15 protein-coding genes are annotated in these 16,284 nt (G+C 67.9%); 7 read left to right on the plus strand and 8 right to left on the minus strand.

All coding sequences use genetic code 11. From position 1 onward, the window contains the following. Positions 1–7: 7 nt before the first annotated feature. Positions 8–1,351 carry an alpha/beta hydrolase gene (locus ACVWWN_RS25175; RefSeq protein ID WP_457149271.1) on the plus strand — a complete coding sequence of 448 codons (1,344 nt, stop codon included), beginning with the start codon at positions 8–10 and terminating at the stop codon, positions 1,349–1,351. A gap of 24 nt (positions 1,352–1,375) precedes the next feature. Next, positions 1,376–1,702, plus strand: a complete 327-nt coding sequence (locus tag ACVWWN_RS25180; protein WP_457146273.1) for a hypothetical protein — start codon at positions 1,376–1,378, stop codon at positions 1,700–1,702. On the opposite strand, the gene ACVWWN_RS25185 is transcribed toward ACVWWN_RS25180, so the two are convergent. Both ACVWWN_RS25185 and ACVWWN_RS25190 read right to left on the minus strand, forming a co-directional pair. Further along, on the minus strand, positions 1,696–2,796 hold the full coding sequence (locus ACVWWN_RS25185; protein ID WP_457146274.1) for a hypothetical protein: 1,101 nt from the start codon (positions 2,794–2,796) through the stop codon (positions 1,696–1,698). The two genes, ACVWWN_RS25180 and ACVWWN_RS25185, sit on opposite strands and share 7 nt — an antisense overlap. After that, the gene (locus tag ACVWWN_RS25190; protein ID WP_457146275.1) at positions 2,793–4,109 is read right to left on the minus strand and encodes a hypothetical protein; all 1,317 of its coding nucleotides are present in this window, start codon (positions 4,107–4,109) and stop codon (positions 2,793–2,795) included. The genes ACVWWN_RS25185 and ACVWWN_RS25190 overlap by 4 nt, the downstream gene beginning before the upstream one ends. 55 nt (positions 4,110–4,164) lie before the next feature. On the opposite strand from ACVWWN_RS25190, the gene ACVWWN_RS25195 reads away from it, so the two are divergent. After that, a complete protein-coding gene (locus ACVWWN_RS25195; RefSeq protein WP_457146276.1) occupies positions 4,165–4,608 on the plus strand; it encodes a hypothetical protein in 444 nt (147 codons plus the stop codon). After that, complete coding sequence (locus ACVWWN_RS25200; RefSeq protein ID WP_457146277.1) at positions 4,592–4,786, plus strand: hypothetical protein; 195 nt, start codon at positions 4,592–4,594, stop codon at positions 4,784–4,786. The genes ACVWWN_RS25195 and ACVWWN_RS25200 overlap by 17 nt, the downstream gene beginning before the upstream one ends. Positions 4,787–4,807: 21 nt before the next feature. On the opposite strand, the gene ACVWWN_RS25205 is transcribed toward ACVWWN_RS25200, so the two are convergent. The 3 genes from ACVWWN_RS25205 to ACVWWN_RS25215 form a co-directional block, all read right to left on the minus strand. Next, positions 4,808–6,040: a CHAT domain-containing protein gene (locus tag ACVWWN_RS25205; protein WP_457149272.1), complete on the minus strand. Its 1,233-nt coding sequence runs from the start codon at positions 6,038–6,040 to the stop codon at positions 4,808–4,810. After that, positions 6,022–7,662 carry a hypothetical protein gene (locus tag ACVWWN_RS25210; RefSeq protein WP_457146278.1) on the minus strand — a complete coding sequence of 547 codons (1,641 nt, stop codon included), beginning with the start codon at positions 7,660–7,662 and terminating at the stop codon, positions 6,022–6,024. Before ACVWWN_RS25210 ends, ACVWWN_RS25205 begins: the two co-directional genes overlap by 19 nt. A 62-nt stretch (positions 7,663–7,724) precedes the next feature. Then, positions 7,725–8,198, minus strand: coding sequence for a lipoprotein LpqH (locus ACVWWN_RS25215; RefSeq protein ID WP_457146279.1), 474 nt, complete (start codon positions 8,196–8,198; stop codon positions 7,725–7,727). A 126-nt stretch (positions 8,199–8,324) separates the two neighbouring features. Here ACVWWN_RS25215 and ACVWWN_RS25220 point away from each other — a divergent pair, with 126 nt between their 5' ends. Then, entirely contained in the window at positions 8,325–9,488 is a 1,164-nt protein-coding gene (locus ACVWWN_RS25220) for a winged helix DNA-binding domain-containing protein (RefSeq protein ID WP_457146280.1), read from the plus strand. Between the two features lie 256 nt (positions 9,489–9,744). Here the strand turns inward: ACVWWN_RS25220 and uvrA are convergent, their stop codons facing one another. After that, on the minus strand, positions 9,745–12,660 hold the full coding sequence (gene uvrA / locus ACVWWN_RS25225; protein WP_457146281.1) for an excinuclease ABC subunit UvrA: 2,916 nt from the start codon (positions 12,658–12,660) through the stop codon (positions 9,745–9,747). A 137-nt stretch (positions 12,661–12,797) separates the two neighbouring features. On the opposite strand from uvrA, the gene ACVWWN_RS25230 reads away from it, so the two are divergent. Continuing rightward, on the plus strand, positions 12,798–13,469 hold the full coding sequence (locus ACVWWN_RS25230) for an MBL fold metallo-hydrolase (RefSeq protein WP_457146282.1): 672 nt from the start codon (positions 12,798–12,800) through the stop codon (positions 13,467–13,469). Positions 13,470–13,508: 39 nt separating this feature from the next. After that, the gene (locus tag ACVWWN_RS25235) at positions 13,509–14,393 is read left to right on the plus strand and encodes a fructose bisphosphate aldolase (RefSeq protein ID WP_457146283.1); all 885 of its coding nucleotides are present in this window, start codon (positions 13,509–13,511) and stop codon (positions 14,391–14,393) included. 1 nt (position 14,394) lies between these two features. Here ACVWWN_RS25235 and ACVWWN_RS25240 read toward each other — a convergent pair whose 3' ends face one another. Together ACVWWN_RS25240 and ACVWWN_RS25245 are read right to left on the minus strand one after the other, a co-directional pair. Next, complete coding sequence (locus ACVWWN_RS25240; protein WP_457146284.1) at positions 14,395–15,699, minus strand: cytochrome P450; 1,305 nt, start codon at positions 15,697–15,699, stop codon at positions 14,395–14,397. 80 nt (positions 15,700–15,779) lie between these two features. Further along, complete coding sequence (locus ACVWWN_RS25245) at positions 15,780–16,226, minus strand: universal stress protein (RefSeq protein WP_457146285.1); 447 nt, start codon at positions 16,224–16,226, stop codon at positions 15,780–15,782. Positions 16,227–16,284 lie beyond the last annotated feature (58 nt).

Below are 16,284 nucleotides of genomic sequence, written 5' to 3' on the forward strand. Positions count from 1 at the left end.
CTCGTTGATGCACGGTTGGATCCCGCTGACCGTGCAGATCGTCGCGGGCATCGCGCTGGTCGCCGCGATCGGGTGGCGGAGCAGGCGCTGGCGCCTGGTCTGGCTGCCCTGGGCGGCGCTCGTCGGCGTCGCGCTGGCCGTGGCCGCGTACTGGTACATCGCGTCACAAGGGATGAGCGATGACACCAACCCCGCGCCGCGGTCGTTGTGGATCTGGATCGGGCTGAGCGGGGTGGCTGTCGCGGTGCTGATCGCCGGGTGGCGCGGCGCACGGTGGAGACGGCGCGGTGTCTCGGCGCTCGCGCTGCCGTTGTGCCTGCTGAGTGCCGGGTTGGCGCTGAATGTGTGGGTGGGCTACTTCCCCACCGTGCAGACCGCGTGGAGTCAGCTGACCGCGGGCCCGCTGCCGGACCAGACCGACCAGGTCACCGTGACGGCGATGCAGAAACAGCACATGATTCCGGCGAAAGGCACGATCGTGCCCGTCGACATCGCCGACCGGGCATCCGGTTTCAAGCATCGCGGCGAGCTCGTCTATCTTCCGCCCGCGTGGTACGCCACCGATCCACCGCCGCGGCTGCCCACCATGATGATGATCGGCGGTGAGTTCAACACCCCGGCGGACTGGCTGCGGGCCGGCAACGCCGTCAAGACCTTGGACGATTTCGCCTCGGCGCACCGCGGCAATGCACCGGTGGTGGTGTTCGTCGACTCCGGTGGCGCGTTCAACAACGACACCGAATGTGTCAACGGGGTCCGCGGCCAGGCCGCGGACCACCTCACCAAGGACGTCGTGCCGTTCATGGAAGCCAACTTCGGCGTGAGCACCGACCGCACCCGGTGGGGTGTCGTCGGGTGGTCGATGGGCGGCACCTGCGCGGTCGACCTGACGGTGATGCACCCGGACATGTTCAGCACGTTCGAGGACATCGCGGGCGATCTCGCGCCCAATTCTGGAAACAAGGCACAGACGATCGCCCGCCTGTTCGGGGGCAATGCCGCCGCATATGCGGCTTTCGACCCGACGACGGTCATCTCCCGTCACGGCCGATACGTGGGCATCACCGGCTGGTTCGACATCAACGGCTCGTCCCCTACCCCGGGGCACAAATCGGCCAATCCCGGAGGCCAGATGGCCGCGGCGGACTCCCTGTGCGCGCTGGGTGACGCCAACGGCATCAAGTGCGCGATCGTCACCCAGCCGGGCAAGCACGACTGGCCGTTCGCCGCGCAAGCGTTCGCGGTGGCACTGCCCTGGCTGGCCGGTCAGCTCGGCACGCCGGGAATCCGCCCCGTTCCGATGCCCGAGCCGCCGACTTCCGCGCCCATCGAACAGGCGGCCGCGAGGTAGCCCGACGCGGGTACGGTGAGCGGCATGCCGGAGGAAGCCACACCCGAACCGGAAACCGCCCCGGTCGAGGCGGAGGTCGTCGAGTCCCCCGCGCCCGCACCCGTTCCGGCGGAACCGGTCGACACCGGTTACACACCGGGCGGGGTGCCGACGTTCGAATCGGTTCGCGAGAAGATCGAGACGCGTTACGGCACCGCGACGGGCGCCTCGGAGCTCGCCGCCGAGACACCGGAGGGCCGTAGCGTCGAGGAACAGTACGACGCGCGCCAGCGCGCCGCCGCGGAGCGGCTGGCACAGATCCGCGAGTCGATGCACGAGGACGACACGAAAGACGAATCCGGCTGTCAGTAGTCCGATTCGGCGGCCAGGATCTCCGCGAGGTATGCGTCGGCGTCCGGCCGGCTCAGACGCGCACGGGCGAAATCCCGGACCCGTTGCCGGACCGCCGGCGATTCCACCGAGCCGGCCCCGACGACCACAGTCGTGGTCCGCCAATCGTGATTCCAGGCAGCCGATTCCGTGAGCGGTTGCCCAAGGGAGTCCACCAGCGGGAAAGCCGACCGCCCGTCGGCGTCGAGGACGCCCGCTCCACCGACGTCCCCGGACTGTAGCCGCACAGCGCAGCCAGTCACCCCATCCGACTCCGACAACGCAACCGCCACAATGGCTTTCACAATGTCGTCGTTCGCGTCGATGCGCCAGTCGACGGTGTCCTCGGCGGCGTCGAACATCCCGGGTGGGACACCGCTCCAGCCGACCGTATCGACACCGGTGGCGACGCCGCCCACGCCGGGACGGTCGCCACCCGGTCCCGCGGCGAGCGCAAAGTCGTCACGGCGACCGGTCTGCGCCGACTCGTCAGTCGCGGCGCCGATCGCGACACCGACATCGTCGGCCAGCTCGGCCGCTGCCGTCACGAGCGCGACCACCCGCGGATCGCCGCCACGGACAAGGGCGTCCAGCGCGGCGGCGTGCGGCCGGAGCAGGCCGGCGACATCCGAATCCAGCGTGTCGTCGGTGAAGAAGTCTTCGGCAGCGGCGGTCAGCAGCGCGATCTCGGCGTCGAGCAACGCAGCGTCCAGGGTGACGATCCCGTCTCGAAGGCTGGCGGGCCACCACCGCCGCAGCCAGTGCCCGACGGCGAGACGCCGCAGCCGGTCGAGGGCCGCGGGCAACAGGTCGACACCCGCCAGCTCGACGGTCGCGGACCGCTCGGCGACGCGGCCGTCCAGCGCCGCGGCAACGGCGCTGTGCCCGATTTCGCCGACAACGCGCCACAGCCAGTCGGCGCGGCTCGGGTCGGTGAACGTCAGGCGCGCAGGGTCGGCCGGTTCGTCGACCGTCCACGACAGCACCGCGCCGCTGACCTCCAGCGCCGCCGCCAGTGGCGCCGGCGCGACCAGCGGGCCCGTGCCCCACAGGCCCGAATCGGCGATCAGCTTCATGAGGCCACCTGCAGTTCCAGCATCGCCTTGATCCGTTGGCGGTGATCCAGACTGACCGACCGGGCCACCCCGTCGAGCAGCGCCCGCACCTCATCGACGTCGTCGCACGGTTCCTGCCACACATCCCGCCCGTGCAGTCGCGCCCACAGCCGGCTCAGATAGGGGCGCGCGAACGTGGCGAGGTCGTCGATCACCTGCCGCTGGCGGGGATGGATCGGGCCGTCGTCGGCCAGGTAACGGCGCGCGTGCAGCACGTAGGCCTCTTTGCGCAGCCGGGCCTGGATCTGGGCGGCCAGGTCATAGCGGGGCACGGCGGAATCCGACAGCGGCGCCAGGCCGACCGCGATCTCGATGCCGGCCATCAGCGTGGCCTGTTTGTCCTCGGCCAGCAGACCCCACGGAGCGCACGCGCGGTCGACCTCCTCGGCGCACAGTAATGGGATATCGGGCAACTCGCCTTTGTCCATGGCCCGCCGCAGCGTCGCGCGCACCCGGTCGACAACGCTGCGATTCAGCGGGCGCTCACTGTCGGCGGCGCCGGATATCGTCGGAGGCTGTTGTGGCTCGACAGAACTCAGGCCGAGGCCGACGATCGACCATGGCAGATCTGCATGGTCGGCGTGGGCATGGGCCCCCAGGTTGTACGGGGTAGCGTCGGCGATCAGCGCATGCCAGACCCGCCGGCGCGCCATCTCGGCGGAGTGGCCGTCGGCGGACCCGAGCACCGTGGTCAGGCCGGCCAGGAACGGCCCGGTGATCTCCCCGCCGGCGTGCACGTCTTGCCAACTGCGGCCGACCTGATCCGAGAGCATCGAAATGACCTGTCGATCCGACACGTACTGGTTCAGCACCTCGATGGCAGTGCGGTCCCGGTGCCCGTGGATCTCGCGCAGAACCGATTCGGCGCCATCCAGATCCGCCTTGGGCGGTGCGCCCTTGGTCACCGCCAACTCGAAGCAGACGGGAAAGTACAACTCTTGTGCGTTGCCCGTGGTGATCCGCAGCCGGCGCCGCTCCCGCTTGAGCACCTCGAACCAGGCGGCGGCGGCGCGCAGGACGGGGCCGTGCCCGACGATGAGGTCACACATCGCCTCGGCGACGTCAGCGGCCACGAACGGGGCGGAGTATTGGGTGTTCGAGCGCAGCCGCAGCACGAGCGGGTCGATGATCCGCTTGACGGTGCGTCGCAGCGGCCCGCCGTCGTCGCCGCTGAGCACCTCGACCCCGGGTCCGATCGCCCGCCAGGCACGGTCGATCACCGCGCGGCGCGGCTGCGAAAGGGCAACCGCGGTCTCGGGCGGGCCGATGGTCATCAACACAGGATAAAAGTTGGGTTCGGTAGCCGTTGGCGCAACAGAGCCTTATGGCATGTCCGATGCAATGTTGTTCGTATTCCTCTCCGTTGTTCTCGTCGGCACCGCAGTGGGCCTGTGCACCCCGCGCCGCGGATCGTCGACGAACCCGCCTGCCGTTTCGGGCGCCGCGGCAGAGGTCGGCGTCGGTACCGTCCGCACGATCGCCGACGTGGTGACGATCGACGTCGATCGGGTGTCGGGAAAGCGGTTCACCGGGCGTCTGCGCGGCGCCGACGATCCACTGCTCGCGACCCTGCGTCCGGGAGTCGTTCTTCTGGTGGCATTCGATCCCGATACGCGCGAACAACTTTCGTTGCCCGACGACATGGTCGCCGTTCGCGGCGCGTTCGACCAGATGCTGGTTCACAAAGGGCTGCTGACCGGCCAACAGCTGGACCTGATTCGTCATGGCACCAAATCGCGGGGGGGTCGTGACGGGTATGCGGCCCACCGGTGAGGCCTGCGAAGACTATCGCGAGGTCGAAATCGATGTGATGGTGTGCAGGCCCGAGGGTGGCCAGTTTCCGGCGCACGAGACGGCGCTGATCCCGGCGTCGTCAATCACAATGGTCTCGCCCGGCAGTGTCATCGACACGTACTACCGCCGTGGCGACGAATCCGCGATCGCGGTGTGAGCGTACCACCGAGCTGACCGCTCAACGCGCACCGTCGACGGCGAACGTGGCCAACGCCGCCCAGTACAGCGGGCTGGCGGTGGTGTCGCCGTCGCGCCATCGCCGCATCTGTTGACGCTGCCACCGGTTGACCGCAGCCCCGGCGTCGACCTCATCGTGGGCGCGGTCCACTGCGATGATCGTTTCCGCCATCGGATCGGTGTCCGGCCCGCCGGGATCGCCGGCGAACTGCCGGTACCCGGCGGCGGTGGGCAGCGACCACAGCGTGGCGGTCACCACCTGCGCTCCACCCAGAATCATCGCCGCCACCAGGCCCGTTGCCTCGTCGAATTGGTAGTCGCCGCCCGAGGCGCACGCCAGCAGCGCAACCCGGGGCGGTACGGGCAGCCGCGACGACATCACATCGGCCGCCGATACCGGGCGCTCGTCCACGAGGTGCAGCGCGGCCCGGTCGGCGCGGCCGACGTCACCGTCGGCCGCCGTGGCATGGCCGACGTAGAGCAGGCGACTGGGACACCGGTCGAGCATCTCCGCGAGCCATGAGCGGTCCGCGTCGGTGCGCCGGAACAGCTCGACGGGTGTGGCCACGTGGGGCAGGACCGTGCGCCGTTCCATCACTTCGGCGAAGTGGCGCGCCAACGGCGTCTGTTCGGACGGTCTGCCGAGAACCGAGCCCAGTGCGGAATCGGCCCGTTGCCCGGGCACCCGCGGGTCGAGGAGCATCAGGGGCGGCGCCGCACGCCTGCTGTCCCAGGTGGTCGCCGAGCGCGGCGCGTTCACGATGTTCGGTGGCACCGCCATCAACACTTCCACGACCTCGATCAGGCGCTGGCTGTCGTCGCTCGGCGTCGCCAACAGTCCCCACGGCACCCGCGCGAGGCGCGCGCTGGGCGATACGAACAGCGCGGCGCGGGGTGATGGCCCGCAGTCGGTCAGCAGCTGCCATGCGGCGGCGGGCAGCAGCTGCGCGCCCAGCGTTCGGGCGAGCGTCAGCTCGGTCTCCGGGGCCGCGAACGCGCCTCGTGCGACGGCCCGCCCGACCGCGTCGCGGCGGGTTTCGGATCCGCTCGGGTCCGGCACCGCGCCCGCCAACGCCTCCCGCGCGGCGACGACCACCGTCTCCTCGACCACCCACGTGACCGTTCGATCGGGCCGGCCGACCACCCGCAGGCTCGCATAGGTGGCGATGCCGACGTCGGCGAAGCGCAGCACGAGGATGGCCTGCTCGGGTGCGGTCACGGCCACGTCGACCAGGTGGCCTCGGCGGACGTCACGTCGCGGCCGTAGCGCTCGTGCGCCAGCGCGCGGTAGCGGGTCAGGATCGGATCCGTGCCCGGGTCCATCTGCAGTGGAGGCAGCGGACCGAGCCGGGTCAGACCGCGGCCGCCGGTCGGCGCTCCCGGCCCGGCGGCGACGAGCGCGTATTCCTCGTCGGCTTCGATGGGCACGGCGGCCGTGGCCGCGCCCTGCCACCCATCCGCCTCGGCGTCCGTCGTCTCCCTGCTGAACACGCCTCTCGCACTGTGATACTCGACCAGTTCGCTGAGCAGTTCGGTATTGCCCCACTCATAGGCGACGGCGAACGCGCCGGCCAGAATGCGGGCCGATACGTAGGTGGCCCAGCGCATTCGGGCATCGGCGTCGGCGATCGAGTGCCGCACCGAGTCGACGGCGAGAGCGGCGGGCACCTTCTGCTCGGCTGCCTTCTCCAGCTTGTCGCCGGCGTTCGCCGGATCGGCCAGCGCCTCGGCACGCAGGAGGGAGCCCAGATGGTCGTCGAGCCTGGCGTACTGCAGCCAGCTGTGCCGCGGCCACGAGTCGAGGAGTTCACGCGCCTGCGCCACTTTCTCGGCCGCCGACTCGAACTGGTTGCGCAGGATGTCGACCCAACTGCGTTGCAGGAGGATGCGATGGATGTGGAGCGGCTTCTCCACTTCGCGCCAGTGCCGTTCGGCGTGGCCGAGCCGCTCGTCGGCATCGTCGAGCGCCCCTACCGAGATGGCGATCAGGCCGAAATACAGCCAGCACCGCGACACGTCGTGGGCGCGGCAGCCCTCGGCGATCGCCGGATAGGCCTCGTGCACCAGGCTCTGGGCCTGCGCGCGGTCGCCCGCCGCCCAGGCCGCCGTGGACCGTTCGAGCTGCGTCCTGGCCAATGCCAAGGCCCAACCGCGGGCCTCGGCGCGTGCACCCGCGCGCCGCAACCACGGTTCCGCCTCGGACAGGCGCCCCGTCTCGACACAGAACCTGCCGTACGCGGTGGCACCCTGAACCAGCAGATGATCGTCGAACTCGCTGCTGCCGGTCGCGCCGCTGTTGCGCTCGATGGCATCGATCACCTTGTCCCACAGCGCCACCGACCGCACATGCAGGTCGTCGTCGCACAACCCGCTCGCGCACAGGATTCGCGCGTAGGTGATCAGGAAGGCGTGCTCGCCCGCCAGGTCGGGACGGGCCGCGGAGGAACCGTCGTCGATGAGGCCGAGAAGTGCGATATCGGCGGCCTCGTGGTCTCCGTACGCGGCGGCCAGGCCGGTTCGCAGGAAGTGGGCCCGCCGCGAATACCGGCAGACCATGTGCTCGACCTCGGCATCGGACAAGGAGGGCTGTGCCCCGGCGTCCGGGTGAGTGCCCGCCGGGATCGACGAGTAGACGGCCAGACACTCCTCGATGCGGCGCAGCGCCTCCTCCACGCCGTTGTATGCGGTCCGGACCAGATAGATCTCGCCGAGTAGCGCGTAAACCTCCAGCATCAGGTCATCACGATCTCGCTCTTCGATCTGCTGGCCCAAGGCCAACAGCACCTCCTTCGCCGCGACCTCGTCCGCGGCGAATATCAGTCGGCGCGCAAGGTCGAGATCGGCGAGGATCGTCACCGCTGAATCATAAGAAGCGGCGGGCGCGCATGGCGCGCCCGCCGCTTCTGACTGTCGGTGGCTCAGTTGCAGGTCACCTTGACGGTGAACGGCTTGTTGATCATCCCGGCCATCGGGTTCTTCATATCGGCGCCGCTGGCCTCACCGGTGATGGTGTAGGTGCTGCCGTCGACCTTCACCGTGGCCGAGCCGACCTTCGCACCCATGCTGTTGGTGACCGCCAGCGCGTTGCCGTCGACCACCATGCCCAGCGACTCCACGGTCGGCGTGACCCCGTCGGTCATCACGATGCCCAGGCCCTGCTGGCCGCCGACCGCGCCGCTGGCGACGTTGATCTTGCCGCCCTGCTTGACGCAGGTCACCGTGTTGACGTCGAGGCCCGCGAGGTCGTTGCCGTCGACCTTGACCTGGGTGCTGCCACCCGCGCCGGCACTGGCCGCCATGCTCGGAGCGGGGCCGCCCTTGTCGTCGGAACAGCCCACCAGCACCGCAACGCCGGCGGCCAGCCCGATCACACCAGCGACAACTCGATTCATCGATCTTCCCTTCGTTCACGCGTCGCCTCAGTGGCGCCGTCGTGGAGAAGTCAAGACGGCCCGAACCGCTACCGATCCCAAACTTCTGCCCGCCGTGTCGGACAGCGCGGGTACGGTGCGGAACCTGTGCGGTCATTCACGGTGGAGGAGCGTCGAACCCGCCTCGCGCGGCGGCATTTCCTGAGCGGGAGCGCCGTGGCCTCGATCGGCGACATCACGGCCGCTCTCGTGGGCCTGCACGCCACCGACCCGGCGACACCCTATTTGTCGTTGTGGGCGCGACTGCCGGGATTCTCCATCGCCGACCTGGACGCCGACCTGTACGAACGCCGGGCACTGGTGAAGCACCTCGCGATGCGCCGCACGCTGTGGGTGGTGCGCGCCGACGATCTGCGGGTGATCCAGTCGGGTGCCAGTGACCGGGTCGCGGACAACGAGCGGCGGCGTCTGATCGCCGACGTGCAGAAGGCCGGAGTGGCCGCTGACGGTTCCCAATGGCTGGAGCGGGCATGTGCGGCGGTGGTCGCGCATCTGGCGCAGCACGGCGCCACCAGCGCCAGGGATCTGCGGGCCGCACTACCGGAACTGGCGGGCACCTTCGATCCCGCGCCCGGAAAACGCTGGGGGGGCGATACCCCTTTGGCCCCAAGGGTTTTGACCGCACTGTCGGTTCGTGGTGATATCGTGCGAGGCCCGAACGACGGCGCATGGACGGTTTCCCGGCCACGCTGGACGCCGATGGCCGACTGGCTGCGCGCGACGGTCGAGGCCGAACCTGCCGAGGTTGCGCGCGCAGAACTGGCGCGTACCTGGCTGCGTGCGTTCGGCCCCGCGACCGTCACGGATATCAAATGGTGGTTTGGCAACACCCTGACGTGGGCACGGCACGCGCTGCGCGACATCGAGGCGGTGGAAGTCGACCTCGACGGAGTACCCGGATTCGCACTGCCCGATGATCTGGAACCCGAGTCCCCGGTCGAACCGTGGGGGGCCCTGCTGCCCGGCCTCGACGTCACCACGATGGGTTGGTTCGACCGCGACTGGTATCTCGGCGAGCACCGTGGCCAGATGTTCGACACCAACGGAAACGGCGGCACCACGGCCTGGTGGAACGGGCGGATCGTGGGTGGCTGGGGTCAGGACGCCGATGGCAAAGTGGAGATCAGGCTGCTGGAGGACATCGGCCGCGACGGCAACCGGGTGCTGAATCGCCGCGGCGACGAGCTCACCGAATGGCTGCGCGGGGTCCGGGTCAGTCCGCGGTTTCCGTCACCGCTGTCGAAGCGCTAGCGGCCGGGCTCAAAGCTGCGCGTCGCGAACTCGTGCCCATGCCTCGCAACGACGCTGGGCCCACTCGACGACAAATGCTGTCAGGACGGCCGAGATGGCCGTTGATGCCGTGATGATGACCGCCATGACGACTCCTTGACGTCGATCCCTCGTTGCGTGATATCAAGGATTCGCCCGCAGTGACCCGATGTCGCCACCGCTAACGGCCAACCGGGGGCCCCGACAACGGGAATTTCGGAGTACCTGCCAGCCCTACCTAGGCGCTGACCTTGCGTCCGTTCCTGCGCTTTTCCTTGATCGTTGGCCGCGGTAGATGGAGTGTCTCGGCGAGGAAGTGGCCGGTGTAGCTGTCCTGGTTGGCGGCGACATCCTCCGGCGTGCCCGTCGCGACGACCGTGCCGCCGCGGGCGCCGCCTTCGGGACCCATATCGATGATCCAGTCCGACGTCTTGATCACATCGAGGTTGTGCTCGATGACGATCACCGTATTGCCTTTGTCGACAAGGCCGTTGATGACGCCGAGCAGCTTGCGGATGTCCTCGAAATGCAGGCCGGTCGTCGGCTCGTCCAGGATGTACACCGTGCGGCCCGTCGATCGCTTCTGGAGTTCCGATGCGAGCTTGACGCGCTGGGCCTCGCCGCCGGACAGCGTCGGCGCCGGCTGCCCCAGCCGAACGTAGCCGAGGCCCACGTCGACGAGCGTTGCCAAGTACCGGTGGATCGAGGTGATGGGCTTGAAGAACTCCGCCGCCTCCTCGATCGACATGTCGAGCACCTCGGCGACGGTCTTGCCCTTGTAGTGCACCTCGAGGGTCTCGCGGTTGTACCGGGCACCGTGGCATACCTCGCACGGCACGTACACGTCGGGCAGAAAGTTCATCTCGATCTTGATGGTCCCGTCGCCGGAACACGCCTCGCAACGACCGCCCTTGACGTTGAACGAGAATCGGCCAGGCTGGTAGCCGCGCACCTTCGCCTCGGTGGTGGCCGCGAAAAGCGTGCGGATCTTGTCGAACACGCCCGTGTACGTCGCCGGGTTCGACCGCGGCGTCCTGCCGATCGGCGACTGGTCGACCCGCACCAGCTTGTCCAGCTTGTCCAGCCCGGTGACCCGGGTATGGCGGCCGGGCACCTGCCGGGCGCCGTTGAGTTTGTTGGCCAGCACCGACGCCAGGATGTCGTTGACGAGCGTCGACTTACCCGACCCGGACACCCCGGTGACCGCGGTCAGCACGCCCAGCGGGAACGAGACGTCGATCTCGTGCAGGTTGTGCTCACGGGCGCCGACCACCGTGAGCTGCCTCTTGCCGTCGGTGGGCCGGCGGATGGCCGGAACCTCGATCTCCTCTTTTCCCGAGAGATAGGCACCGGTAAGCGAATTCGGGTTGGTGAGCAGTTCGTCATACGTCCCGCTGTGCACGATACGGCCGCCGTGTTCGCCGGCCGCCGGGCCGATGTCGACGACCCAGTCGGCATGCGCGATGGTGTCGAGGTCGTGCTCGACCACGATCAGCGTGTTGCCCAGATCCCTCAGCCGGATCAAGGTCTCGATCAACCGCCGATTGTCGCGCTGGTGCAGCCCGATGGACGGCTCGTCGAGCACGTAGAGCACCCCGACAAGCCCGGACCCGATCTGGGTCGCCAATCGGATGCGTTGCGCCTCACCGCCGGACAGGGTGGCCGCCGCGCGGGACAGCGACAGATAGTCGAGCCCCACATCGAGCAGGAACCCCAACCGCGACTGAATCTCCTTGAGCACCTGCCCCGCGATGGCCTGCTCCCGCGTTCCCAGCGTCAACGAGTTGAGAAACTCCGAGGCGTCGGCGATCGACAGCTCGGCCACCTCGGCGATGGACCGCGCGCCGAACTCCCCCGCCGCCAGCGTCACCGCGAGGATCTCGGGCTTCAATCGGGTGCCCTCGCATTCCGGGCACGGCACATCGCGCATGAAGCCCTCGTAGCGCTCCTTCATCTGTTCGGAGTCGGTCTGCTCCATCCGGCGCTGAAGAAACGCCATCACGCCTTCGAAATCGGCGTAGTACGAACGGGTGCGGCCGTACCGGTTCTTGTACCGCACATGGACCTGCTCGTCGCAGCCCTCCAAAATCGCCTTGCGCGACTTGGCGGGCAGCTTCTTCCAGGGGGTGTCGACGTCGAAGCCGAGCGCATCGCCGAGTCCGGCGAGCATCCGGGTGAAGTACTCCGCCGTCTGCCCCATCGACCACGGCGCGATCGCCCCCTCGGCGAGTGTCAGGTCCGGATCGGGTACGACGAGGTCGGGGTCGACTTCCTTGCGGATACCCAGCCCCGTGCACTCCGGGCAGGCGCCATAGGGCGAGTTGAACGAGAACGACCGAGGCTCCAGATCGTCGACCGCGAGCGGGTGCCCGTTGGGGCAGGCCAGCTTCTCGGAGAACCGCTGCTCGCGGGGAGAATCGGTCTCGCGGTCTCGATCATCGGGAAACTCCAGCACGACGATGCCGTCGGCCAGATTCAGCGCCGTCTCGACGGAATCCGTGAGCCGCTGCTTGGCGCTGGTCTTGACCGTGAGCCGGTCGACCACCACCTCGATATCGTGTTTTTCCTGCTTCTTGAGCTTCGGCGGGTCGGTCAGCGAATAGACCACGCCGTCGACCCGCACGCGGCTGTAGCCCTGTGAGTTGAGCTTGTCGAACAGGTCGACGAACTCCCCCTTGCGCGTGCGCACGACGGGTGCCAGCACCTGGAACCGCAGACCCTCGTCCATGGCGAGCACCTGGTCGACGATCTGCTGTGGCGTCTGGCGGGCGATGCGCTCACCACAGACCGGGCAGTGCGGGGTGCCGGCGCGGGCATACAACAGCCGCAGATAGTCGTAGACCTCGGTGATGGTGCCGACCGTGGACCGTGGGTTGCGGTTCGTCGACTTCTGGTCGATGGACACCGCGGGCGACAGGCCCTCGATGAAGTCGACGTCGGGTTTGTCCATCTGACCCAGGAACTGCCGGGCATAGGCCGACAGGGATTCGACGTACCGGCGCTGCCCCTCGGCGAAGATGGTGTCGAACGCCAGCGACGATTTGCCCGAACCGGAGAGCCCGGTGAACACGATCAGGGCCTCGCGTGGCAGATCAAGATCAATACTTTGCAGGTTGTGTTCGCGTGCACCTTTGACGATCAGGCGGTCAGCCACACCCATCCTCTTTCAACGACACGGTCCTCCCGCAGACATAGTTGATGCCCATGCTAGGTGCCCCCACCGACAACCTCGCGGCCGCTTGAGCGCGTGAGTCTGGGGCCCCCCGCTTGCGTGGGGATAACGTGAGCACCATGACAGACGTCAGCGACACCTATACGGGACACCTAGAACCCCGAACCGCGGCCCGGCGCACCCTGCCGGGCGCCTCGATCGTCAAGGTTTCGGTGGGCCCGATGGACAACAACGCCTACCTCGTGACGTGTTCCCAGACCGGCGAAACGCTACTCATCGACGCCGCCAACGACGCCGACATCATCCTGGATCTGATTGAGCGGTTCGCCCCGAAGCTGTCCCTCATCGTCACCAGCCATCAGCATCGGGACCACTGGATCGCGCTGTCCGAGGTGGCCGAAGCCACCGGCGTGCCGACGGCCGCCCATGAACTCGACGCCGAACCCTTGTCGATCAAACCCGAGCGGATTCTCGCCAACGGCGACAGCATCCAGGTCGGGAACCTGTCGTTCGACGTCATCCACCTGCGCGGCCACACGCCCGGGTCGGTGGCCCTCGCGCTGGGCGGCGCCGACGAGGTCACCCACCTGTTCACCGGCGACTGCCTGTTCCCCGGCGGTGTCGGCAAAACCGGGAAAAAAGAAGATTTCGAGCAGCTGCTGGGCGACGTGACCAGCCGGGTGTTCGACGTCTACGACGATTCGACCGTCGTCTATCCGGGGCACGGCGACGACACGACACTGGGCACGGAACGGCCCAATCTCGCCGAGTGGCGCGAACGCGGCTGGTAGGGCTTACCCGGTTGGCGTGCGATTGACAAGGAGACGGGCATGAACGAGGACCAGTACACCAAGGCCAAGAGCGGCGCCGGTTTCATCGCGGCGTTGGACCAGAGCGGCGGCAGCACCCCCAAGGCGCTGAAGCTCTACGGCATCCCCGAGGACTGCTACTCGGGCGATGCGGCGATGTTCGATCTGGTGCACCAGATGCGCTCCCGCATCATCACCAGCCCGGCCTTCGGTGGGGACCGCATCATGGGCGCAATCCTCTTCGAGGACACCATGGACCGCACGATCGAGGGCCGCCCCACCGCGGACTATCTGTGGAACGTGAAGCACGTCGTGCCGTTCCTCAAGGTGGACAAGGGTCTGGCCGACGAGGCGGACGGTGCGCAGGTGATGAAGCCCATCCCCGGGCTCGACGACCTGCTGGCACGGGCCCGCGACAACGGCGTGTTCGGCACCAAGATGCGCTCGGTCATCAAGCTCCCGGGCGTAGGCCTGGACGCGGTCGTGGCGCAGCAGTTCGAGATCGGCAGGCAGATCCTGGCCGCCGGACTGGTGCCGATCATCGAGCCGGAAGTCGACATCCACAGTCCGCGCAAGGCCGAGGCCGAGGACCAGCTGAAGGCGGCCCTGCTCGACGGCGTCAACGCCCTGCCCGGCGATCAGGCCGTGATGGTGAAGCTGACGTTGCCCGACACCGAGAACCTTTACCGGGAACTCGTCGACCATCCCAAAGTGGTGCGGGTGGTGGCACTCTCCGGCGGTTACAGCCGCGACGAGGCCTGCGAGAAGCTGTCCCGTAACCGCGGCGTCATCGCAAGCTTCTCCCGGGCGCTCACCGAGGGGCTCACCGCGCAGCAGAGCGACGAGGAGTTCAACGCCACCTTGGATGCCGCGATAGCGGAGATCGCCAAGGCCTCGGCGTCGTGATCTAGCGTGGAGTCCAGGCGACCGGCAGTCGCTTGATGCCGTGTACGAACGCCGACCGCAGGATCGCGGGTTCCTCGGTTGCGACGATGTCGGGTATCTGGGTGTGCAGCTCCTCGTACAGCACCCTGATCTCGCGGCGGGCGAGGTTCGCGCCGAGACAGAAATGGGCACCGCCCGCGCCGTAGCCGATGTGCGGATTGGGATCGCGGGTCACGTCGAACAGCCACGGGTTGTCGAACTTCTCCTCGTCGCGGTTTGCGGAGTTGTACCACATCGATATCTTGTCGCCGGCCCTCATCTCGATGCCGCGCATCTCGATGTCTCGGGTCAGGTTGCGCCGCATGAAGATTATCGGCGACGCCCACCGCACGACTTCCTCGACGGCGGTACCCGCCAAACCCTCGAAGTCGCTCCACCACTTCTGGCGTTGCTCGGGGTAGCGGCTGAGCGCAACCATGCCGTGGCTCATCGCGTTTCGCGTGGTTTCGTTGCCCGCGGCCGTCAGCAGAATGAAGAACGACGCAATCTCCGGCGACGTCAGGCGCTCACCGTCCAGTTCGGCCTGCACCAGGTTCGTCGTCAGGTCATCGGTGGGCCGGGCCCGGCGCTGTTCGGCCAGATTTACGCCGTACTCAGCGAGTTCCGTTGAGGCCTTGACGATCTCGTCGAAGTCACCCGAAGCCTCCTCATCCCCGGTGCCCATGATCACCGTCGTCCAGTGAAAGACCTTGTGCTCGTCCTCCTCCGGGATGCCCATCATGTCGCAGATGATCTGCAGCGGTAGCGACCCCGCGATCTCCTCGACGAACTCCGCAGTGCCGTCAGGGTGATTGGCGATCATCTCGGTGACCAGCCGGCGCGCGCGGTCCCGCACACTGTCCTCGATCCGCGCCACCACCTTGGGGGTGAAAGCGCGGTTGACGATCGTCCGCAGGCGGAGGTGGCGGGGGTCGTCAAGGGTGATCATCGAACCAAAGAACTCGGCGACTTCCACGGGCATATCGTTGAGCGAAGTGCTGGTCGGGCTGGAGCTGAAGATCTCCGGATGCCGGCTGGCATGCCGAACGTCATCCAAGGTGGTCAACGCCCAGTGCCCGGCGCCCGCCGGAAAGCCGGCCAACTCCGGCGCCTCGAAGAACGTGATCGGCGATTCTCGCCGCAATGTCGCGAATGCACCATCGCGGGCGTCGTCGTCCAAGGCCCAGAACTCGAGAGTTCCGATATTGATGTCGGTGAGCGCGACATCGGGAGGTGGGGAGCCGTTGTTGCGCGGAGCGATGCCGGTTCTGCGGACTGTGGCTGTCATGAGCGCCCTTCCCGTTGGCCAAAGTGTGGCACGGGATCCCGGGAAGGGTCGGCGATTTCGGGCCGTTTCCGCCCGGTCGATTACGGCGTCGTGTGGACGATCAACACGTCGGTCTTGGACCGGCGTGCCACGTTGGCGGGCACCGATCCGAGCAGGCGCCCGGCAATGGTGCTCAGACCCACATTGCCGACGACGAGCAGATCCGCATTGACTTCTTCGGCGAGATCGACGAGCGCGTCAACGGGAGCGCCGACGACCGCCTTCTCCTCGATATCGTTTGCCCCCGCCGCCTTCGCGCGTTCCTTGGCTTCGCGCAGGATCGCGTAAATCGGCGCGTTGCCGGCCATCTTGTAACCCTCGTCCTTGAGGACGTCGGCGGCGCGCTGATCTTCGCCCTGAGGGAAGTACGCGGTCGCCACCACAACCTTGGCGCCCGTCCCGGAGGCGATCTGACCGGCGCGGTCCACGGCACGCAACGACGAATCCGATCCGTCCGTACCGACCACCACGGTGCGATAACCGCTCATCCATACCCTCCCAGTGTCAGGTGCAACGCCACCCGAGACAGTAACCCGTCGCAGGTGA

The organism is Mycobacterium sp. URHB0021, from assembly GCF_054057895.1.